The following is a 17,812-nucleotide window of genomic DNA, read 5'->3' on the forward strand; positions in this document are numbered from 1 at the left end:
TGCCGGAATGCGGCGGACGGCTTTTTGATGCCTTCCACCGCAGGATGCGGCCGCTTCTCCCTTCCCCCAAGCCCAACCACCATGCTTCTCAGTCGGGGACGCAACCCCAGCGCCGGTGAGATCCTCAGCCAGCTGATCCAGTCCAAGGGACTGCGCGACCGGGTGATCACCACCCTCGGCCTTCTCCTGCTGGTCCGGCTCGGCATCTACATCCCCGTTCCCGGGATCGACCGGGTGGCCTTCCAGGACTTCCTCGCCAGGGGGGGGCAGCTGATCGGCTTCCTGGACATCTTCACCGGTGGCGGCCTCTCCACCCTGGGCGTGTTCGCCCTTGGCATCCTGCCTTTCATCAACGCCTCGATCATCATCCAGCTGCTCACGGCCGCCCTGCCGCAGCTGGAGGAGCTTCAGAAGAACGAGGGAGAGGCCGGACGTCGCAAGATCGCCCAGATCACGCGCTACGTCGCCCTCGGCTGGGGAATCCTCCAGAGCACCGTCTTCGCCCTGATCCTGCGCCAGTACGCCACCGAGGGGCTCTCCGAGCCGGTGTTCGTGCTCCAGACCGCCCTGGCCCTGGTCACAGGATCCATGATCGTGATGTGGATCAGCGAGGTGATCACCGAGCGGGGCATCGGCCAGGGGGCTTCCTTGGTGATCTTCGTGAACATCGTGGCCACCCTGCCGCGGGCCCTGGGCTCCACGATCGAGCTGGCCCAGAGCGGTGACCGCAGCACCGTGGGTGGGATCGTGGTGCTGGTGCTGGTGTTCCTGCTCACGATCGTGGGAATCATCTTCGTGCAGGAGGGGAACCGGCGGATCCCGATCGTGAGCGCCAAGCGCCAGGTGGGCGGCGTGAATCTGCTGGCGGCCCGGCAGAGCTACCTGCCGCTGAAGCTCAACGCCGGTGGGGTGATGCCGATCATCTTCGCCTCGGCTGTGGTGTTCCTGCCGCTCACCATCGCCAACCTCACCCGCAGCCCCTGGCTGATCCAGGTGGCGGGGTACCTCAATCCCAACAGCAGCACCCCCTGGCTCTACGCCCTGGTGTTCTTCGGGCTGATCGTGGGCTTCTCCTTCTTCTACGCCTCGCTCACAGTGAACCCGGTGGACATCGCCACCAACCTCAAGCGCGGTGGGGTCGCGGTGCCGGGTGTGCGGCCCGGCTCAGCCACGGCCGCCTACCTGGGCGGTGTGCAGAACCGCCTCACCCTGCTGGGTGCCCTCTTCCTGGGAGCCGTGGCCATCATCCCTTCGGCCGTGGAGGGCGCCACCCAGGTCCGCACCTTTCAGGGCCTGGGGGCCACGTCTCTGCTGATCCTGGTGGGTGTGGCCATCGACACCGCCAAGCAGGTGCAGACCTACGTGATCTCCCAGCGCTACGAGGGCATGGTGCGGCAGTAGCTCCGCCTCCGCCCCAGCCCGTCCACTCCCCCCCTCTCCCCCTACCCGCCCGATGAAGCAACGCGTTCTGTTCCTGGGTCCCCCCGGTGCCGGCAAGGGCACCCAGGCCCAGCTTCTGGCAGGCTCGCGCCAGCTGCTGCACCTCTCCACCGGTGATCTGCTGCGGGCGGAGGTGGCGGCCGGCTCCGCCCTCGGCCAGGAGGCCGCCGCTGTGATGGCCCGGGGAGAACTGGTGAGCGACGCCCTGGTGCTGGCCATCGTCCGCAGCCGGCTGGAGCAGCAGGCGGCCTCAGGCGGGGGTGGGTGGTTGCTGGACGGTTTCCCCCGCAACGTGCCGCAGGCCGAGGCCCTCGAAAGCCTGCTTGAGGAGCTCGGTCAGCAGATCGAACTGGTGGTGCTGATGGAGCTGGACGACGCCGTGCTGCTGCAGAGGCTGCTGGGCCGGGGCCGGGAGGACGACAACCAGGAGGTGATCCGCCATCGCCTGGAGGTCTACCGGGATCAGACGGCTCCCCTGATCCGCTTCTATGGCGACAGGGGCCTGCTGCAGCCCGTCGATGCCAGCGGCGAGGTGGAGAGCGTCAGCCAACGGATCGATGCCCTGCTGGGCTGAGGTGCGCCTGGGTCGCTGAGCAGGGGCGGTTGACCGTTGTGATACGGTGGCGGTTTGCAAAACCGGAGAGCACAACGCCCATGAAGGTGCGTGCCTCAGTCAAGAAGATGTGCGACAAGTGCCGGGTGATCCGCCGCCACGGCCGGGTCATGGTGATCTGCACCAACCCCAAGCACAAGCAGCGCCAGGGCTGATCCCAGCCCGGGACGTCCCCCAAGGCCGCTGCACCCGCCGCTGACCTCGCCCCGCAAGGCCAGCCCCTCCACCCTGGGCCCGGCTCCGCCGGCCCACCCTGCCCCAGGCATGGGCACCCCTGACCCTTGATCGTTATCCCCACGTGGCTCGGATTGCCGGCGTTGATATCCCTCGCGACAAGCGGGTTGAGATCGCTCTCACCTATGTGTATGGCATCGGTCTCACCCGTGCCCAGAAGATCCTGGCCAAAACCGGCGTCGACCCGGACACCCGGGTGAAGGATCTCAGCGACGCCGACGTGCAGAAGCTGCGCGGTGCCGCCGAGACCTTCACCCTCGAGGGGGACCTGCGGCGCCAGGAAGGCATGGCCCTCAAGCGCCTGCAGGACATCGGTTGCCTGCGGGGACGGCGTCATCGCATGGGTCTTCCCGTGCGTGGACAGCGCACCCGCACCAATGCGCGCACCCGCCGGGGCGCTCGCAAAACCGTGGCAGGCAAGAAGAAGTAGTCGCCGCTTCACCCCACGGGTGGCCACCGGCCACTCCCCCGCCCTGCCGCCGGATTCCTTGCCACCGCCTGCCCAGACGGTCAGCAGCTCCGGCGTCACCAGGGTGTCCCCACGTTCCCTGATCACCTCCTGCCCGAGCAGGTCCCCCCACCATGGCGAAGCCAGCCAAGAAAACCGGTCCGAAGAAGGCCAAGCGCAACGTTCCCAATGGCGTTGCCCACATCCAGAGCACCTTCAACAACACGATCGTGTCGATCACCGACACGGCCGGTGAGGTGATCTCCTGGAGTTCTGCGGGCGCCAGCGGCTTCAAGGGAGCGCGCAAGGGCACCCCCTTCGCGGCCCAGACCGCCGCGGAAGCTGCCGCCCGGCGCGCCCTCGAGCAGGGCATGCGTCAGATCGAGGTGCTGGTGCGCGGTCCCGGTTCCGGCCGCGAGACCGCCATCCGCGCCCTGCAGGTCGCAGGCCTCGAAATCACCTTGATTCGCGACGTCACGCCGCTGCCCCACAACGGCTGCCGGCGCTCCAAGCGCCGCCGCGTCTGAAGACCGTCGCCCCGTTCCAGCCAACGGGCCCACTGCCCAATCTCCCGACTCTTCAGACCGTGCTGCACTACCAAATCGACCGGATCGAACACCAGGTGGCGGAAGACCGCGCCCAGACCGGTGTCTTCCTGATCGGCCCCCTCGACAGGGGTCAGGCCACCACCCTGGGCAATGCCCTGCGGCGGGTGCTGATCGGCGGCCTTGAAGGCAGCGCCATCACCGCCGTGCGCATCTCCGGCGTCAACCATGAGTACGCCACCGTCCCCGGTGTCCGCGAAGACGTTCTGGACATCCTGCTGAACTGCAAGCAGGTGGCGGTCAACAGCCGCAGCCGGGAGCTTGAGATCGGCCGGCTGGTGGTGAACGGCCCTGCCACTGTGACCGCAGCCGACCTGCAGTTCTCCTCCCAGGTTCAGGTGATCGACCCCGACCGGCTGATCGCCACCGTGGCCGAGGGCTTCGGCCTCGAGATGGAGGTGCATGTGGAGCGGGGTGTCGGTTACCGGCCTGTGGACCGCCACAGCGAGGACACCAGTGCCATCGATCTGCTCCAGATCGATGCGGTGTTCAAGCCCGTGAAGCGGGTGAACTACACCGTGGATGAAACCGCCGTGGGTGAGGGCGGCTCGGCCCGGGAGCGCCTGCGGCTGGAGATCGAGACCAACGGCAGCATCACCCCGGATGACGCCATGGCCCAGGCAGCCAACCAGCTCATCGCCCTCTTCCAGCCCCTCGCCACCCTCAGCGTCGTCGAGGAGGCTGGGCAGGAGCCCGAGCCTTCGGCTGAGGCCCAGATCCCGCTGGAAGAGCTGAACCTGTCGGTTCGGGCCTACAACTGCCTGAAGCGCGCCCAGGTCAACTCCGTGTCCGACCTGATGGGCTTCAGCTACGAAGACCTGCTGGAGATCAAGAACTTCGGCTCCAAGTCGGCTGATGAGGTGATCGAGGCGCTGGAGCGCATCGGCATCACCCTGCCCCAGAGCCGCACCAGCGCCTGATCGGCGGCATCCGAATCCTCCCTAGCAACCCACGAACGATGCGTCACCAATGCCGAGTCCCGATGCTGGGACGCCCCGCCGACCAACGCAAGGCCATGCTGCGTGGCCTCACCACCCAGCTGATCCGCGAGGGTCGCGTCACCACCACCAAGGCCCGCGCCAAGGCACTCCGCGATGAGGCCGAGCGGATGATCACCCTGGCCAAGGACGGCACCCTCGCGGCCCGCCGCCGCGCCATGGGCTACATCTACGACAAGCAGCTCGTGCACGCCCTGTTCGACAAGGCCCAGGAGCGCTACGGCGACCGCCAGGGTGGCTACACCCGGATCATCCGCACCATTCCGCGCCGCGGTGACAACGCCGAGATGGCCATCATCGAGCTGGTCTGACCCTGCCACCCCACCCGCCGTTCCGATCCCGTGCTCGGCCGTGACGCCAACGGGTGATGACCCGAACGGCGCTTCTGCCCTGTCGCCCTCCGCATCGCCCACCGCATCGTCCAACGCATCGCCCTCTGCCTGCAGTACGACGGCGCTGCCTTCAACGGCTGGCAGCGCCAGCCCAACGCGCCAAGCGTGCAGGCGGCACTGGAGGAGGCGATCGAGGCGCTGGAACCTGCTCCCGCTCCGCCCGGTCGTAAGGGGACACGCACCTGGGCGGCAGGCCGCACCGATGCGGGTGTGCATGCGGCGGCCCAGGTGGTGCATTTCGACAGCCATGGGCCCATCCCGGCTGAACGCTGGGCCAAGGCCCTCAATGGCCGCCTTCCGCCCACGATCCGGGTGAGGGCGGTGAGCCGCGTGGGGCCCGACTGGCACGCCTGCTTTTCCGCCACGTACCGGCGCTACAGGTACACCCTCTTCAACGGCCGCGCCCCCAACCTGTTTCTGGCCCCCTGGAGCTGGCATCGCTACCAGTGCCGGCTGGGTGAAGACGCCATGCGCCATGCCCTGGAGGGCATGCTCGGGGAGCACGACTTCTCGGCGTTCCAGCGGGCAGGCAGCCACCGCCGCCACGCCCGCACCACCCTCCAGGAGGTGCTGCTGGAACGGGAGGGCGACCTCCTCCGGGTGGAGCTGCAGGCCAGTGGCTTTCTCTACGGCATGGTGCGGCTGGTGATCGGCCAGCTCGTGGCGGTCGGGGAAGGTCGTCTGAGCCCGGAGGCGTACACGCTGCGCTGGCGCCTGCGGGACCGCGAGGCGGTGAAGGAGGCCGCTCCACCCCAGGGGCTCTGCCTGCTGCGGGTGGGCTATGCGGAGCCGGTGTTCCCCACGGCTGCCTGGTATGATTGCCAACCGCGGTATCAGCTGGAGACCACCGATTCACCGGTTCTCCCTGCTGCACAATCCGCCGTTCCGCAGGGCCCCCAGCGGCCAAGCGGTATGGTCTTTTGAATGGGCGCATCCAAGCCCCGCTCATCCCCGACCACCTGCCCAGCCCCCTACGGCCTGCCGGTGCCTGACCAGGCGATATGAACAAGACTCCCCTGCCCTCGATTGGTTCTCTCGAACGCCAGTGGTACCTGGTGGATGCGGAGAATCAGACCCTCGGCCGCCTGGCCAGCGAAGTTGCCGCTGTGCTCCGCGGCAAGAACAAGCCCTGCTACACCCCCCATCTCGACGCCGGTGACTTCGTCATCGTCATCAACGCCGACAAGGTGCGGGTGAGTGGCAACAAGGCCACCCAGAAGGTGTACAGGCGCCATTCCGGTCGCCCCGGTGGGATGAAGACCGAAACCTTCGCCCACCTCCAGGCCCGACTTCCCGAGCGCATCGTGGAGAAGGCGATCAAGGGCATGCTCCCCCACAACGCCCTCGGCCGCCAGCTGTTCCGCAAGCTCAAGGTGTACAAGGGCACGGAACACCCCCACGCCGCCCAGCAACCCCAGCCCCTCGCCCTCGATCCCGCCGCCGCTGCCCAATGAGCACCTCCAATGTCGTCTACTGGGGCACGGGTCGGCGCAAGACCGCCGTGGCCCGTGTGCGTGTCGTTCCCGGCACCGGTACGGTCACCATCAACGGCCGGCCGGGTGACAACTACCTCAACTACAACCCCGTGTACCTGGCGGCCGTCAAGGCTCCGCTCAACACCCTCGGCCTGGCCGCCGACTACGACCTGCTCGTGAACGTGCGGGGCGGCGGCCTCACCGGCCAGGCCGATGCCATCAAGCAGGGAGCTGCCCGCGCCCTCTGCGGTCTTTCCCCCGACAACCGCAAGCCCCTGAAGACCGAAGGGCACCTGAGCCGCGACCCCCGCGCCAAGGAGCGCCGCAAGTACGGCCTCAAGAAAGCCCGTAAGGCACCCCAGTTCTCCAAGCGCTGATCGCCGCCCTCTTTCGATTCCTCCTGCCATGCCCAAGGCCGACATCCATCCCACCTGGTATCCCGATGCCAAGGTGATCTGCAACGGAGAGGTGGTGATGACCACCGGCTCCACTTCGCCTGAGATCCACGTGGACGTGTGGAGCGGCAACCACCCCTTCTACACGGGCACCCAGAAGATTCTGGATACGGAAGGTCGCGTGGACCGCTTCATGCGCAAGTACGGCATGGCCAGCACGGACAGCAACGCCTCGGCGAAGCCGGCTGTCACTGCCGAATCCAACGACGACAGCTCCAAGGCCTGAGCACTGCTTCAGGCGCCTCCATCGTCATGGCCGGGTGCATCGGGCATCCGGCCTTTTTGCCGTCCGCACGGCGCCGCCCTCCCCACCATGAAGCCTCGGGTTGATGGACACCTCCCTGCTGCATGAACGGCTGGAAGCCGCCCGACGCACCTTCGAAACCCTGGAACGGCAGCTGGCTGACCCTGCCGTGGCCAGCAATCCCGGCCAGCTCCAGGCCATTGCCCGGGAGCGGGCACGCCTGGAACCCCTGGTGCTGGATCAACAGAAACTGCAGAAACTCCTGGCCGAGGAGGCGGAAGCCAGAACCCTGTTGCGTGACCATCGCGGTGACCGCGCCATGGAGGAGCTGGCGGGCGAGGAGCTGGAGCAGCTCGCCGAGCAGATCGCGAGCCTCAGAGCGTCCCTCACGATCGCGCTGCTGCCTCGGGATCCCCGCGACGACCGCAGCGTGATGCTGGAAATCAGGGCCGGTGCCGGCGGCGACGAGGCGGCGATCTGGGCCGGTGATCTGGCACGCATGTACGAGCGCTACGCCCAGGGCGTGGGCTGGCAGGTGGAGCCGGTGAGCGCGTCCGAGGCCGAACTCGGGGGTTACAAGGAACTGATCCTGGCGATCCGCGGCGCGGGGGTGTTCAGCCAGCTCAAGTTCGAAGCCGGTGTGCACCGGGTGCAGCGGGTTCCTGCCACCGAATCCCAGGGGCGCGTGCACACCTCCACGGCCACGGTGGCGGTGATGCCGGAGGCGGATCCGGTGGAGGTGCAGATCGAGCCAGGCGACGTGGAGATCAGCACGGCCCGCTCCGGCGGTGCCGGCGGGCAGAACGTGAACAAGGTGGAAACGGCGGTGGACCTGCTGCACAAGCCCAGCGGCATCCGGGTGTTCTGCACCCAGGAGCGCTCCCAGATGCAGAACCGGGAGCGGGCCATGGAAATCCTGCGGGCCAAGCTCTACGAGCGCCAGCTGGCGGAGGCCAGTGCCCGGGAGCGTTCCGCCCGTCTGGCCCAGGTGGGCAGTGGCGATCGCAGCGAGAAGATCCGCACCTACAACTACAAGGACAACCGCACCACCGACCATCGGCTGGGACGTAATTTCGCGCTGGAGCCCGTGCTCAACGGCCAGCTCCAGGATGTGATCGGCGCCTGCATCGCCGCCGACCAGGCCCGGCGCCTGGATGAGCTGGCTGCTGAAGTGAGTGCCTGAAACCAGCCCGCCCCGGCAGAGCCTGCAGGGCTGGCCTCAGGCTGCCCGTTCCTGAGCCACGACCTCCACGCCGATCAGGTACTTGGCCCACTCGTGATGCCGCCCTGAACGCAGATGGCAGGTGGCTTCATAGCCCAGGCCGCTCGCCGGACGATGGGGGGCCCGCAGCAGCACCATGCCGGCCTCTCTGGGGGTGCGGTTGCCCTTGCGCACATTGCAACTGAGACAGGCCGTGGTCACGTTCTCCCAGCTGTCGGCCCCCCCGCGGCTGCGGGGCACCACATGGTCGACCGAGAGCTTGTCCCCGCTGTAGCCGCAGTACTGGCAGCAATGGCCGTCGCGGTGGAACAGATTGCGACGGGTGAGCGGCAGCTGCCGGTAGGGCACCCGCACAAAGTGCCGCAGACGGATCACCGTGGGAAGCAGAGTATCCTCCCGGATCACATGCGTGGCGTCATGTTCCAGCCCCTCGGCCTTGCCCTTGAGAAGCATCACCACAGCGCGGCGCCAGGTGGTGATGTTGAGCGGTTCGTAGGAGGCGTTGAGGACGAGAACGGGGCCCATGTCAGAGCCGGGAGTCGACGCCATGCTACGGACTCTGTCCTGAGGTTTCCGTGACCCAGGCCACCAACCCCGGTTGGATGCCGGACCTGCCGATGGTGGAAGCGGGTCTGGAGCGCTATCGCGCCTGGGTGGATGTGGATACCGGCGCGATCGAGGCCAACGCCAGGGCCATCAAACGCGCCATCGGACCCTCCACCCAGCTGATGGCCGTGGTCAAGGCCGATGGCTACGGCCACGGTGCGGTTCCGGTGGCCCGCGCCGCCCTGGCCGGCGGTGCCACCTGCTTCGGTGTGGCCACGCTGGGGGAGGGGATCCAGCTGCGGCAAGCCGGCATCGACGCGCCGATCCTGGTGCTGGGGGGACTCAGCCAGCCGGAGGAACTGCGCAGTTGCCTGCGCTGGCAGCTGATGCCCACTATCAGCGGCATGCGCGAGGCCCTGCTGTGCCAGAACCTGGCCAGCGGCAGCGGCACCGTGATGGCCGTGCAGCTCAAGCTCGATACCGGCATGGCCCGCCTCGGCGCGGCCTGGCAGGAGGGGCCACGGCTGGTGGCGGCCATTCACGAGCTCGATGCGGTGCAGCTGGCGGGGGTCTACTCCCACCTCGCCAACGCTGATGCCCCCCCGGACCCGCGGCGCCCCCGGCAGGTGGATCCCTGCACCCGGGAGCAGCAGCAACGCTTCGAGGCGGTACTGACCCACCTCCGGCAGCAGAACCTCCAGGCCGGAGTCCGCCACCTGGCCAACTCGGCAGGCACCCTGCGCTGCAGCAGCCTCCACTACGACATGGTGCGCGTGGGCCTTGCGCTCTATGGCCACAGCCCGGCCCGCCATCTGGCCGGAGTGCTCGAGCTGCAGCCGGCCATGCACCTCCACGCCCGTGTCACGCTCACCAGGACGGTGCCCGCAGGGGTGGGCGTGAGCTACGGCCACCGCTTCCACACAACCCGCCCCAGTCGGCTGGCCGTGGTGGCCATCGGCTACGCCGACGGCGTGCCCCGCCAGCTCTCCAACCAGCTCGAGGTGTTGTACCGGGGCCAGCGGCTTCCCCAGGTGGGCGCCATCACCATGGATCAGCTGGTGCTCGACGCCACCGACTGCCCCGCACTGGATGTGGGTGCCGTGGTGACCCTGCTTGGCCGGGATGGGGATCAGGAGATCCACCCCACGGACTGGAGTGATCGCTGCGGCACGATTCCCTGGGAAATCCTCTGCGGCTTCAAGTTGCGACTCCCGCGGCTCGCCGCCCACCCGGAGGAGGGGAGCCGGCCGGAGGCCCCCGGCTGAGCGTCCTGCCGGGGGCCGGAGGAGGCGCCGGGTTACCGGAGGATGCACTGATAAGCTCTTGTCGCCGCTGGAGAGGTGGCTGAGTGGTTGAAAGCGGCTCCCTGCTAAGGAGTTACAGGAGGCAACTTCTGTCGAGGGTTCGAATCCCTCCCTCTCCGTTTCCCAGCCCCGCCTGACTCCATCTCCTGCCATGGTCTCCGCCTTCCGGCGGGAGATCTGCGCTGGGATCCCACCGCCTGCAGACCCCCGGCTCAACCGGTGCCGGTTCCGCTCAGGCGACAGGCGTGGGCCAGATGGGCGGCGATGTCAGGCAGCAGTGTGGCGTCGGCGGCCTGAGCTGCCCCCTCGCTGAACACGGCCAGCAGGAAGGGGCTGTGCCCTTCGGCCTCCACATAGGCCACATCGTGGCGGGCCTGGCTCATCCAGCCGGCCTTGCTCCAGAGGCTGGCCCCCTCCGGCAGCCCGGCGCCCAGGAAGCCGTCCACCTGATTCTCGGGGTCCGCCGTGCGACTGGCTGGATCCAGGGGGCGCCACAGAATCTGCCGCATCCGCCCACAGGCCGGCGGCGAGACCAGGGCTGACGCGATCACGGCCAGCAACAGCCGCGAGGCCGCATCGCTGCTGAGGCTGTTGCGGTTCTCCAGTTCCGATCCATAGAACACCCGCTCGCGGCCGTAGGGCCCCTCCCCCCAGGTTTTCTGGCAGGCATTGCAGCCCTGAAGTTCGCTCCAGGCCATGGCGGTCAGCCACTGGTTCACCAGCTGACGCTGGGCCGTCCAGGCCCGCATGCGCTCGGGCGGCAGGGCCGGGCCGCTGGTGGTGCCGCTGAGCAGATCCACCACCAGCCCCGTGGCGTCGTTGCTGGAATCGCGGATCATGTCCTCCAAGGCACGCTGCAGTTCCTGGTCGGGCTCGAGCAGACCCTCCTGCAACCAGGCTTCTGCCGCGATCAGATACACCAGCTTCACCACACTGGCCGGATAGCGCTGCCGATCACCACCCCAGCCGGCGCCCGGGGGCCGCCGCTGCCAGAACGCTTCGGAGCCCCCATCGAGGGCTGCACCGATCTGGGAGCGGTCAAAGCGCACCCAGGTGATCGACAGCTGCTGGGCCAACCCGAGGCGCCCCTGGAGTTCCAGAAGTCCCACCAGATCGGCCAGAACCTGCGCCATCGCCGGATCCGGGCTGTAGAACGCCATCGCTGCCCGCTCATGCTCTGGCGAGATTAGGTTTGTCCCAGGTCCCTCCCCCGGCTGCCGGAACGCCGGCCGCCACCGAACTGCTCCAGCCGGGCACCACCTGGCGCCTGCTGGGTCCCCTCGATCTGTTCAGCCGTCCCCGGGGGCCCGGGCTCGCCAGCCAGGCCGTCCCCGGCCGCTGCCTGCAGGTGCTGGCCGACCCCCTGCCGGTGGACGCCGGACCATCCCGGCTGCGGGTGCGCCTGCTGGAGGATGGCTATCCCGGCTGGATCGCCCCGCAGGCACTGCTGGGGATCGCGATCGCGGCGGCGCCTCCAACGCCGCGCCTGCTGGATCGCCCGGCGATCGCCGGGCGCCTGGCGGCGGTGCTGGCCTTCGCCATGGCTGCCCTGCACCGCCCCAACACCTACCTGTGGGGCGGCAGCCTGGGGCCGGACTACGACTGTTCGGGTCTGGTGCAGGCCGCCTACGCCAGTGCCGGCATCTGGCTGCCGCGGGATGCCTACCTGCAGGAGCGCTTCTGCCAGCCGGTGGCGGTGCGTCCCGGGGTGATCCAGCTGCTCGAGCCCGCCGATCTGATCTTCTTCGGCACCCCGCAGCGCTGCACCCATGTGGGCCTGCACCTGGGCGGGGGCCGCTACCTGCACAGCTCCGGCCAGGCCCATGGGCGCAACGGCATCGGGATCGACGATCTCAGCCCCCGCAACCCCGATCCCGTGACGGTGCATTACCGGCGGGAGCTGCGCGGGGCGGGGCGGGTGATGCGCTGCCACGACGGCAGTCCCCTGCCCGCGTAGGTTCGGGGCCCCGGCCCGGCCCTGTGGCAATGGATCTCTCGGTGGTGGTGCCCCTCTACAACGAGGAGGAGAGCGTGCCGCTGCTGGTGGAGCAGGTGCTCAGGGCGGTGCGCCCCCTCGGGCTTGCCCATGAGCTGGTGGTGGTGGACGACGGCTCCACCGATGGCACCGCCGCCGTGCTGCGCCGCCTCAGTGCCGCGGTGCCGGAGCTGGTGGTGGTGCTGCTGCGGCGCAACTACGGCCAGACGGCGGCCATGGCCGCCGGCTTCGATGCCAGCAGCGGCGCGGTGATCGTGACGCTGGATGGTGATCTGCAGAACGACCCGGCCGACATCCCCATGCTGCTGGAGCGGCTGGAGCAGGGCTACGACCTGGTGAGCGGCTGGCGCCACCAGCGCCAGGACCATGCCCTGTGGCGGCTGCTGCCCAGCCGTCTGGCCAATCGCCTGATCGCCCGGGTGACGGGCGTGCGCCTGCACGACTACGGCTGCTCCCTGAAGGCCTACCGCCGCGAGGTGGTGGACGACCTGAACCTCTACGGCGAGCTGCACCGGTTCCTGCCGGCGCTGGCCTTCATCGAGGGAGCCCGGATCAGCGAGGTGGAGGTGAACCACCACGCCCGACGCTTCGGCCAGAGCAAGTACGGGCTCGATCGCACCTTTCGCGTTCTGATGGATCTCCTCACCGTGTGGTTCATGAAGCGGTTCCTGACCCGGCCCATGCACGTGTTCGGCTTCGGCGGCCTGGCGGCCATGCTGCTGGGGCTGCTGTTCACCGCCGCCCTGGTGGTGGAGAAGCTGGTGCTGGGGGCGGAGATCGGGGACCGTCCCCTGCTGCTGGTGGCACTGATCAGCGTGCTGGCCGGGGTGCAGCTGTTCTGCTTCGGCCTGCTGGCCGAGGTGCAGATGCGCACGTACCACGAGAGCCAGGGACGCCCGATCTACAGGGTGCGCGAGACGTTGCGGGGCAGCGGCGGCGCCGCCAGCCTCACCTGAGTGGCCGGCGTGCGGCCCCGGAAGCGCTCCAGGCCCAGCGCCGCCTCCCGCATCACCGCCGGATCGGGGTCGCGCAGCCCACGCCGGAGCAGGGGGAGCACAGCCTGATCGCCCCAGCGCCGGGCGGCCCGAATCGCGGCGAGGCGGGCCTGGCTGTCGCCCCGCAAGCCCCGGTGGAGGCGGCCCAGCAGGCTGCGGCGCTCGAGCGGGCTGGGGGGCCGCCCCGGGGGGGGCACCGGAAGGTCGTCCTCGAGGTGTCCAGTGCCGGGGTCGGCGGCAGAGCGCTCCGCGGGAGACTGGGAAAAGGGACCGGAGGAGAGGGGGGCCTCAAGCTGCGCCCGGTTGAGGGCGGCCACGGCTGAGGCATCGGTGGAGCGCAGCATCACGGCGGGCCGCCGGCGGCCGAGCCACCAGACGATCAGGGCCAGCACCGCCGCCGCGGCACCCAGGCTGGAGGGGGGCATGGATTGAACTTTTATGTCGCCAGCTGCAGCCCGGGAAGGCTGCCCTGGGAACGATCCTTACAGTACCGGCGGTTGCTACTGGCCTGCGCCATGACTGGAGAATTCGCTGCCGCCTGGATGCCCTCGGTGTTCGTGCCCCTCGTGGGGATCCTCGGCCCAGCCGTGGCGATGGCCCTGCTGTTCAACGTGATCGAGGCCCGCGACTGACCACTCCCCCTGGAGTGACCACGCCCCTTTCATCACCCTGCCCCCACCCCCATGACCGTGACCCCCGTGGCCGACCCCTGCGTCGGCAATCTGGCCACCCCCGTCAACAGCAGCTACTTCACCAAGGCCTTCCTGAATGCCCTGCCGGCCTACCGGCCGGCCCTCTCCCCCAACCGTCGCGGTCTGGAAGTGGGCATGGCCCACGGCTTCCTCCTCTACGGCCCCTTCGCCGTCACCGGTCCGCTGCGCCAGACGGAATACGCCAGCACCGCAGGGCTGCTGGCGGCTGTCGGGCTGGTGTCGATCCTCACCGTGTGCCTGTCCATCTACGGAACGGCCGGCACCGGTCCGAACGTGCAGCCGGCCGATGCCACGATCGACAATCCTCCGGCTGACCTGTTCACCAAGGCGGGCTGGGCCGAATTTGCCAGCGGCTTCTGGCTCGGCGGCTGCGGTGGCGCCGCCTTCGCCTGGTTCCTGGCAGGGACTGCGTTCCTGGGGAGCATCGCCGGTGGCGTCTGGAGCGTGGGCTGAGGCCTGCCCCCCACCCTCCAGCCAGGGTCCTCTGGGCCAGGGTCCCACAGACATTCAGCCTCGCCGGATCTGCCCCGCTGCCGCGGGGCTTTTTTCATGTCAGCGTGTCTGGAGAGCCGGGCGTTTCACCAGGCCGCAGAGCCGAGACGGGCCTGGGCAGGGGCAGGATGGAGACGCAGCTGCCGTGAGAGCCGAACGTCATGCGCCCCCTCCTCTCAAGCGTCCCCCTCGTGGTGATCGGCATGGCGATCCTGCTGGGGAGCTGCGGCAAGCAGCCGCCGGCTGGGGCCCCCCAGCCCCCCGTGGCTCCCGCCTTGCCGCCGGCCGGGGACGACACGCCCCAGCTGCAGGCGCGACTGAACGAGGAGCGCAGCCGTGCTCTGCTCCAGGGGCACGAGGCCATGGTGGCGTGCCTGCATGGGGAACGGGCCCAGACCGACGGCAACGCGTTGCGCTGCGAAGACTGGTCGTACGTGCGCCAGAACTACCTGCAGCGCAGGTGAAGCACCCCTGCCTGGAAGACGCTCAAGGGGACGTTTCCCTCAGCAGCAGCCTGCCCAGCCAGGCCCCCAGCGCCACCAGGGCCAGACCTCCGCACAAGCTCACCAGCAGCACGGCGGCGGCGGAAAACAGCTCTCCCGCCGACAGGCGGCGGGCGAGGACCAGCATCCAGGTGGAAAACGTGGTGAGGCTGCCACAGAAGCCGATCCCCGCAAGCAGGTAGAGCCGGGAGCGACCGGGTGGCTGCACGATCAGCAGACCGATCAGCAGACAGCCAGCCAGATTGGCGAGCAACGACGCCTGCAGGAGCCCCGCAAAGGGGCCGCTGTTGGCTGCAGCCAGCAGATCCAGTCGCCAGCGCAGCAGCGCTCCCGGGATGGCACCGGCGGCCAGCAGGGCCAGGTCGGCCAGTTCCCGGCGCAGGGGGGGGCTCACGGCAGTCCCCCGATCAGCAGGCCCAGCTGCATGGCCACAAGTCCTCCCAGCACTGAGCCCGAGGCCAGCAGCACTGCTTCGGCCCAGTGGAACTGGCGCACCACCACATAGAGCTCCGCCACAAAGGAGGAGAAGGTGCTGAAACCGCCCAGAAAGCCCGTTCCCATCAGCAGCATGGTGCGCTGGCCGGCACCAGCGCAGCTCTGCTGCATGGCCACCAGGAGACCAAGGGCAAAGCACGCAGCCATGTTCACCCCGAAGGTGCCCCAGTGCTTGCGGGGAAGCATGGGTTCCAGATGGTTCACCACACGAAAGCGCAGCCAGGCCCCTGGGAGAACTCCAAGAGCCACCAACAGGCTGGAGGTGGCAACGGGCACGATGGTGGGCATGGCGGCGTGGGGACTGCCCCGGTCAAACGGAGCTGTTCTAGCCCAGATAAGAAAAAAACACCCCGGCAGAGCCGGGGTGTGTCAGGTCCCTCGAGTGAGGCTGGATCGGGAAAGTCGGCTCAGCCGAACTTGCCGGAGGTGGAGGCGATCAGGAAGGCCGCATAGGTGAGGAAGTAACCCACAGTGAAGTGAGCCAGACCAACCACACGGGCCTGAACGATCGAGAGGGCCACGGGCTTGTCACGCCAGCCCACCAGGTTGGCGAGCGGGGTGCGCTGGTGAGCCCACACGATGGTCTCGATCAGTTCCTGCCAGTAACCACGCCAGGAGATCAGGAACATGAAGCCGGTCGCCCACACAAGGTGGCCGAACAGGAACATCCAGGCCCAGACCGCCAGATTGTTGGAACCAGCGGGGTTGTAACCGTTGATCAGCTGGGAGCTGTTGAGCCAGAGATAGTCGCGGAACCAACCCATCAGATAGGTGCTGGATTCGTTGAACTGGGCCACATTGCCTTGCCAGATGGCGAGGTGCTTCCAGTGCCAGTAGAAGGTGAGCCAACCCACCGTGTTCAGGGCCCAGAAGACCGCCAGATAGAAGGCGTCCCAGGCGCTGATGTCACAGGTGCCGCCACGGCCGGGGCCATCGCAGGGGAAGGAATAGCCGAAGTCCTTTTTGTCGGGCATCAGCTTGGAACCCCGGGCATCAAGGGCACCCTTCACCAGGATCAGGGTGGTGGTGTGCAGACCGAGGGCGATGGCGTGGTGCACCAGGAAGTCGCCAGGTCCGATCTGCAGGAACAGGGAGTTGTCACCGGCGTTGATGCCATCCAGCCAACCGGGCAGCCAGACGGCGCCGGGGCCAGGGGCATTGCTCACCAGGCTGTCGGGATTGGCCAGCAGCACGTTCATGCCGTAGATGGCCTTACCGGAAGCTGCCTGGACGAACTGGGCGAACACCGGCTCCACCAGGATCTGCTTCTCGGGAGTCCCGAAGGCCACCACCACGTCGTTGTGGACGTAGAGGCCCAGGGTATGGAAACCGAGGAACAGGGACACCCAGCTGAGGTGGCTGATCACCGCTTCCTTGTGCTCGAGCATCCGGGCCAGAACGTTGTTCTTGTTGGCCTCGGGGTCGTAGTCACGGATGAAGAAGATCGCACCGTGGGCGAAGGCACCGCACATCAGGAAGATGGCGATGTACTGGTGGTGGGTATAGAGAGCAGCCTGCGTCGTGTAGTCCTTGGCGATGAACGCGTAGGACGGCATCGAATACATGTGCTGCGCCACCAGGCTCGTCACCACACCGAGGCTGGCCAGGGCCAGACCCAGTTGGAAGTGGAGGGAGTTGTTGATGGTGTCGTACAGACCCTTGTGGCCCGCGCCCAGATCACCGGGAGTACCGGCAGGAGGGTTGTGGGCGTCCAGGATCTCGCGGATCGAGTGACCGATACCGAAGTTGGTGCGGTACATGTGACCCGCGATCACGAACAGACAGCCGATCGCCAGGTGGTGATGGGCGATGTCGGTGAGCCAGAGGGCCTCACTCTGGGGGTGGAAGCCACCCAGGAAGGTGAGGATCGCGGTGCCTGAACCTTCGGCGGTGCCGAACACCTGGTAAGTGGTGTCGGGATTCTGGGCGTAGACGCCCCAGTTGCCGGTGAAGAAGGGAGCCAATCCTGCGGGGTGCGGCAGCACCGAGAGGAAGTTGTCCCAACCCACGTGCTGACCACGGGATTCAGGAATGGCCACGTGGACCAGGTGGCCGGTCCAGGCGATGGAGCTGAAGCCGAAGAGAACCGCGAGGTGGTGGTTCAGGCGGGACTCAGCATTCTTGAACCAGGCCAGGGAAGGCCGGAACTTGGGCTGAAGGTGAAGCCAACCGGCGAACAGAGCCCAGGCCGAGAGGATCATCATGAAGATGGCCCCTTGATAGAGCTCGGCGTTGGTGCGCATGCCGATCGTGTACCACCAGTGGTACAGGCCGGAATACGCGATGTTCACCGGGGAGGACGCACCGGCCTGGGTGAAGGCGGTGATGGCTCCTTGGCCGAAGTGGGGATCCCAGATCGCGTGAGCGATGGGACGGACATGCAGAGGATCGGTGACCCACTGCTCAAAGTTGCCCTGCCAGGCGATATGGAACAGGTTGCCCGAAACCCAGAGGCCGATGATGGCCAGGTGACCGAAGTGGGTGGAGAACAGCTTCTGATAAAGCCGCTCCTCGGTCATGCCGTCGTGGCTCTCGAAGTCGTGAGCCGTGGCAATGCCGTACCAGATACGGCGGGTTGTCGGGTCCTGTGCCAGACCCTGGCTGAACGAAGGAAATTTCGTTGCCATTGGGAAAGGTCAGGA

The 17,812-nt window shown here is 67.9% G+C and carries 24 protein-coding genes and 1 tRNA gene; 19 read left to right on the top strand and 6 right to left on the bottom strand.

Annotated elements, in window-relative coordinates:
• Nucleotides 1–81: 81 nt before the first annotated feature.
• The 12 genes from secY (at nucleotide 82) to prfA (ending at nucleotide 8,087) form a co-directional block, all read left to right on the top strand.
• Nucleotides 82–1,401 carry a preprotein translocase subunit SecY gene (gene secY, locus CBM981_RS08585; protein WP_087068067.1) on the top strand — a complete coding sequence of 440 codons (1,320 nt, stop codon included), beginning with the start codon at nucleotides 82–84 and terminating at the stop codon, nucleotides 1,399–1,401.
• A gap of 52 nt (nucleotides 1,402–1,453) precedes the next feature.
• Nucleotides 1,454–2,014: an adenylate kinase gene (locus CBM981_RS08590; protein WP_087068068.1), complete on the top strand. Its 561-nt coding sequence runs from the start codon at nucleotides 1,454–1,456 to the stop codon at nucleotides 2,012–2,014.
• Between the two features lie 80 nt (nucleotides 2,015–2,094).
• On the top strand, nucleotides 2,095–2,208 hold the full coding sequence (gene rpmJ, locus CBM981_RS08595; protein WP_006173336.1) for a 50S ribosomal protein L36: 114 nt from the start codon (nucleotides 2,095–2,097) through the stop codon (nucleotides 2,206–2,208).
• Nucleotides 2,209–2,351: 143 nt separating this feature from the next.
• Nucleotides 2,352–2,717: a 30S ribosomal protein S13 gene (gene rpsM / locus CBM981_RS08600; RefSeq protein WP_006909855.1), complete on the top strand. Its 366-nt coding sequence runs from the start codon at nucleotides 2,352–2,354 to the stop codon at nucleotides 2,715–2,717.
• Between the two features lie 152 nt (nucleotides 2,718–2,869).
• Nucleotides 2,870–3,262: a 30S ribosomal protein S11 gene (gene rpsK, locus CBM981_RS08605; protein ID WP_006910768.1), complete on the top strand. Its 393-nt coding sequence runs from the start codon at nucleotides 2,870–2,872 to the stop codon at nucleotides 3,260–3,262.
• Nucleotides 3,263–3,321: 59 nt separating this feature from the next.
• Entirely contained in the window at nucleotides 3,322–4,260 is a 939-nt protein-coding gene (locus tag CBM981_RS08610; RefSeq protein ID WP_087068069.1) for a DNA-directed RNA polymerase subunit alpha, read from the top strand.
• Nucleotides 4,261–4,298: 38 nt separating this feature from the next.
• Nucleotides 4,299–4,649, top strand: coding sequence for a 50S ribosomal protein L17 (gene rplQ, locus CBM981_RS08615; RefSeq protein ID WP_087068070.1), 351 nt, complete (start codon nucleotides 4,299–4,301; stop codon nucleotides 4,647–4,649).
• Nucleotides 4,650–4,742: 93 nt separating this feature from the next.
• On the top strand, nucleotides 4,743–5,654 hold the full coding sequence (gene truA / locus CBM981_RS08620; protein WP_225867642.1) for a tRNA pseudouridine(38-40) synthase TruA: 912 nt from the start codon (nucleotides 4,743–4,745) through the stop codon (nucleotides 5,652–5,654).
• Nucleotides 5,655–5,731: 77 nt separating this feature from the next.
• Nucleotides 5,732–6,184 (top strand): 50S ribosomal protein L13, encoded by a 453-nt coding sequence (gene rplM, locus CBM981_RS08625; RefSeq protein WP_087068072.1) that lies wholly within the window; start codon nucleotides 5,732–5,734, stop codon nucleotides 6,182–6,184.
• Nucleotides 6,181–6,582, top strand: coding sequence for a 30S ribosomal protein S9 (gene rpsI, locus CBM981_RS08630; RefSeq protein WP_087068073.1), 402 nt, complete (start codon nucleotides 6,181–6,183; stop codon nucleotides 6,580–6,582). Before rplM ends, rpsI begins: the two co-directional genes overlap by 4 nt.
• Nucleotides 6,583–6,610: 28 nt before the next feature.
• Complete coding sequence (gene rpmE / locus CBM981_RS08635) at nucleotides 6,611–6,886, top strand: 50S ribosomal protein L31 (RefSeq protein WP_087068074.1); 276 nt, start codon at nucleotides 6,611–6,613, stop codon at nucleotides 6,884–6,886.
• A 103-nt stretch (nucleotides 6,887–6,989) separates the two neighbouring features.
• Complete coding sequence (gene prfA, locus CBM981_RS08640) at nucleotides 6,990–8,087, top strand: peptide chain release factor 1 (protein WP_087068075.1); 1,098 nt, start codon at nucleotides 6,990–6,992, stop codon at nucleotides 8,085–8,087.
• Between the two features lie 36 nt (nucleotides 8,088–8,123).
• Here prfA and CBM981_RS08645 read toward each other — a convergent pair whose 3' ends face one another.
• On the bottom strand, nucleotides 8,124–8,651 hold the full coding sequence (locus CBM981_RS08645) for an HNH endonuclease (protein WP_087068076.1): 528 nt from the start codon (nucleotides 8,649–8,651) through the stop codon (nucleotides 8,124–8,126).
• A 77-nt stretch (nucleotides 8,652–8,728) separates the two neighbouring features.
• On the opposite strand from CBM981_RS08645, the gene alr reads away from it, so the two are divergent.
• On the top strand, nucleotides 8,729–9,937 hold the full coding sequence (alr, locus tag CBM981_RS08650; RefSeq protein WP_087069300.1) for an alanine racemase: 1,209 nt from the start codon (nucleotides 8,729–8,731) through the stop codon (nucleotides 9,935–9,937).
• Nucleotides 9,938–10,006: 69 nt separating this feature from the next.
• Nucleotides 10,007–10,095: transfer RNA gene (locus CBM981_RS08655), tRNA-Ser, on the top strand.
• Nucleotides 10,096–10,188: 93 nt separating this feature from the next.
• Here CBM981_RS08655 and CBM981_RS08660 read toward each other — a convergent pair.
• A complete protein-coding gene (locus CBM981_RS08660) occupies nucleotides 10,189–11,136 on the bottom strand; it encodes a serine hydrolase (RefSeq protein WP_087068077.1) in 948 nt (315 codons plus the stop codon).
• 32 nt (nucleotides 11,137–11,168) lie between these two features.
• Here CBM981_RS08660 and CBM981_RS08665 point away from each other — a divergent pair, with 32 nt between their 5' ends.
• Nucleotides 11,169–11,933 carry a C40 family peptidase gene (locus tag CBM981_RS08665; protein WP_087068078.1) on the top strand — a complete coding sequence of 255 codons (765 nt, stop codon included), beginning with the start codon at nucleotides 11,169–11,171 and terminating at the stop codon, nucleotides 11,931–11,933.
• Nucleotides 11,934–11,962: 29 nt separating this feature from the next.
• Entirely contained in the window at nucleotides 11,963–12,928 is a 966-nt protein-coding gene (locus CBM981_RS08670) for a glycosyltransferase family 2 protein (RefSeq protein WP_087068079.1), read from the top strand.
• Here the strand turns inward: CBM981_RS08670 and CBM981_RS08675 are convergent.
• Nucleotides 12,874–13,392: a HEAT repeat domain-containing protein gene (locus CBM981_RS08675; RefSeq protein ID WP_087068080.1), complete on the bottom strand. Its 519-nt coding sequence runs from the start codon at nucleotides 13,390–13,392 to the stop codon at nucleotides 12,874–12,876. The genes CBM981_RS08670 and CBM981_RS08675 overlap by 55 nt on opposite strands.
• A 90-nt stretch (nucleotides 13,393–13,482) precedes the next feature.
• Here CBM981_RS08675 and CBM981_RS08680 point away from each other — a divergent pair, with 90 nt between their 5' ends.
• The 3 genes from CBM981_RS08680 (at nucleotide 13,483) to CBM981_RS08690 (ending at nucleotide 14,636) form a co-directional block, all read left to right on the top strand.
• The gene (locus tag CBM981_RS08680; RefSeq protein WP_006910603.1) at nucleotides 13,483–13,599 is read left to right on the top strand and encodes a photosystem I reaction center subunit VIII; all 117 of its coding nucleotides are present in this window, start codon (nucleotides 13,483–13,485) and stop codon (nucleotides 13,597–13,599) included.
• 51 nt (nucleotides 13,600–13,650) lie between these two features.
• On the top strand, nucleotides 13,651–14,133 hold the full coding sequence (locus CBM981_RS08685) for a photosystem I reaction center subunit XI (RefSeq protein ID WP_087068081.1): 483 nt from the start codon (nucleotides 13,651–13,653) through the stop codon (nucleotides 14,131–14,133).
• 200 nt (nucleotides 14,134–14,333) lie between these two features.
• Entirely contained in the window at nucleotides 14,334–14,636 is a 303-nt protein-coding gene (locus tag CBM981_RS08690) for a hypothetical protein (RefSeq protein ID WP_157665385.1), read from the top strand.
• 22 nt (nucleotides 14,637–14,658) lie between these two features.
• On the opposite strand, the gene CBM981_RS08695 is transcribed toward CBM981_RS08690, so the two are convergent.
• The 3 genes from CBM981_RS08695 to psaB all read right to left on the bottom strand — a co-directional run bounded on the left by CBM981_RS08695 (nucleotide 14,659) and on the right by psaB (nucleotide 17,797).
• A complete protein-coding gene (locus CBM981_RS08695; protein WP_087068083.1) occupies nucleotides 14,659–15,069 on the bottom strand; it encodes a CrcB family protein in 411 nt (136 codons plus the stop codon).
• Nucleotides 15,066–15,458: a CrcB family protein gene (locus CBM981_RS08700; protein WP_087068084.1), complete on the bottom strand. Its 393-nt coding sequence runs from the start codon at nucleotides 15,456–15,458 to the stop codon at nucleotides 15,066–15,068. The genes CBM981_RS08695 and CBM981_RS08700 overlap by 4 nt, the downstream gene beginning before the upstream one ends.
• Nucleotides 15,459–15,577: 119 nt before the next feature.
• The gene (gene psaB / locus CBM981_RS08705; protein WP_087068085.1) at nucleotides 15,578–17,797 is read right to left on the bottom strand and encodes a photosystem I core protein PsaB; all 2,220 of its coding nucleotides are present in this window, start codon (nucleotides 17,795–17,797) and stop codon (nucleotides 15,578–15,580) included.
• Nucleotides 17,798–17,812: the final 15 nt, after the last annotated feature.

Source organism: Cyanobium sp. NIES-981, from assembly GCF_900088535.1.
Classification (GTDB): domain Bacteria; phylum Cyanobacteriota; class Cyanobacteriia; order PCC-6307; family Cyanobiaceae; genus NIES-981.

Excerpts from the sequence above, each read along its gene's own strand:
- CBM981_RS08700 (WP_087068084.1), bottom strand. The coding sequence starts at position 15,458 with ATGCCCACCATCGTGCCCGTTGCCACCTCCAGCCTGTTGGTGGCTCTT.
- prfA (WP_087068075.1), top strand. The coding sequence starts at position 6,990 with ATGGACACCTCCCTGCTGCATGAACGGCTGGAAGCCGCCCGACGCACC.
- alr (WP_087069300.1), top strand. The coding sequence starts at position 8,729 with ATGCCGGACCTGCCGATGGTGGAAGCGGGTCTGGAGCGCTATCGCGCC.
- rpmJ (WP_006173336.1), top strand. The coding sequence starts at position 2,095 with ATGAAGGTGCGTGCCTCAGTCAAGAAGATGTGCGACAAGTGCCGGGTG.
- rpsI (WP_087068073.1), top strand. The coding sequence starts at position 6,181 with ATGAGCACCTCCAATGTCGTCTACTGGGGCACGGGTCGGCGCAAGACC.
- CBM981_RS08660 (WP_087068077.1), bottom strand. The coding sequence starts at position 11,136 with ATGGCGTTCTACAGCCCGGATCCGGCGATGGCGCAGGTTCTGGCCGAT.
- CBM981_RS08685 (WP_087068081.1), top strand. The coding sequence starts at position 13,651 with ATGACCGTGACCCCCGTGGCCGACCCCTGCGTCGGCAATCTGGCCACC.
- CBM981_RS08670 (WP_087068079.1), top strand. The coding sequence starts at position 11,963 with ATGGATCTCTCGGTGGTGGTGCCCCTCTACAACGAGGAGGAGAGCGTG.
- secY (WP_087068067.1), top strand. The coding sequence starts at position 82 with ATGCTTCTCAGTCGGGGACGCAACCCCAGCGCCGGTGAGATCCTCAGC.
- CBM981_RS08590 (WP_087068068.1), top strand. The coding sequence starts at position 1,454 with ATGAAGCAACGCGTTCTGTTCCTGGGTCCCCCCGGTGCCGGCAAGGGC.
- rplQ (WP_087068070.1), top strand. The coding sequence starts at position 4,299 with ATGCGTCACCAATGCCGAGTCCCGATGCTGGGACGCCCCGCCGACCAA.
- CBM981_RS08690 (WP_157665385.1), top strand. The coding sequence starts at position 14,334 with ATGCGCCCCCTCCTCTCAAGCGTCCCCCTCGTGGTGATCGGCATGGCG.
- psaB (WP_087068085.1), bottom strand. The coding sequence starts at position 17,797 with ATGGCAACGAAATTTCCTTCGTTCAGCCAGGGTCTGGCACAGGACCCG.
- CBM981_RS08675 (WP_087068080.1), bottom strand. The coding sequence starts at position 13,392 with ATGCCCCCCTCCAGCCTGGGTGCCGCGGCGGCGGTGCTGGCCCTGATC.
- rplM (WP_087068072.1), top strand. The coding sequence starts at position 5,732 with ATGAACAAGACTCCCCTGCCCTCGATTGGTTCTCTCGAACGCCAGTGG.
- rpsK (WP_006910768.1), top strand. The coding sequence starts at position 2,870 with ATGGCGAAGCCAGCCAAGAAAACCGGTCCGAAGAAGGCCAAGCGCAAC.
- CBM981_RS08680 (WP_006910603.1), top strand. The coding sequence starts at position 13,483 with ATGACTGGAGAATTCGCTGCCGCCTGGATGCCCTCGGTGTTCGTGCCC.
- rpmE (WP_087068074.1), top strand. The coding sequence starts at position 6,611 with ATGCCCAAGGCCGACATCCATCCCACCTGGTATCCCGATGCCAAGGTG.
- CBM981_RS08645 (WP_087068076.1), bottom strand. The coding sequence starts at position 8,651 with ATGGGCCCCGTTCTCGTCCTCAACGCCTCCTACGAACCGCTCAACATC.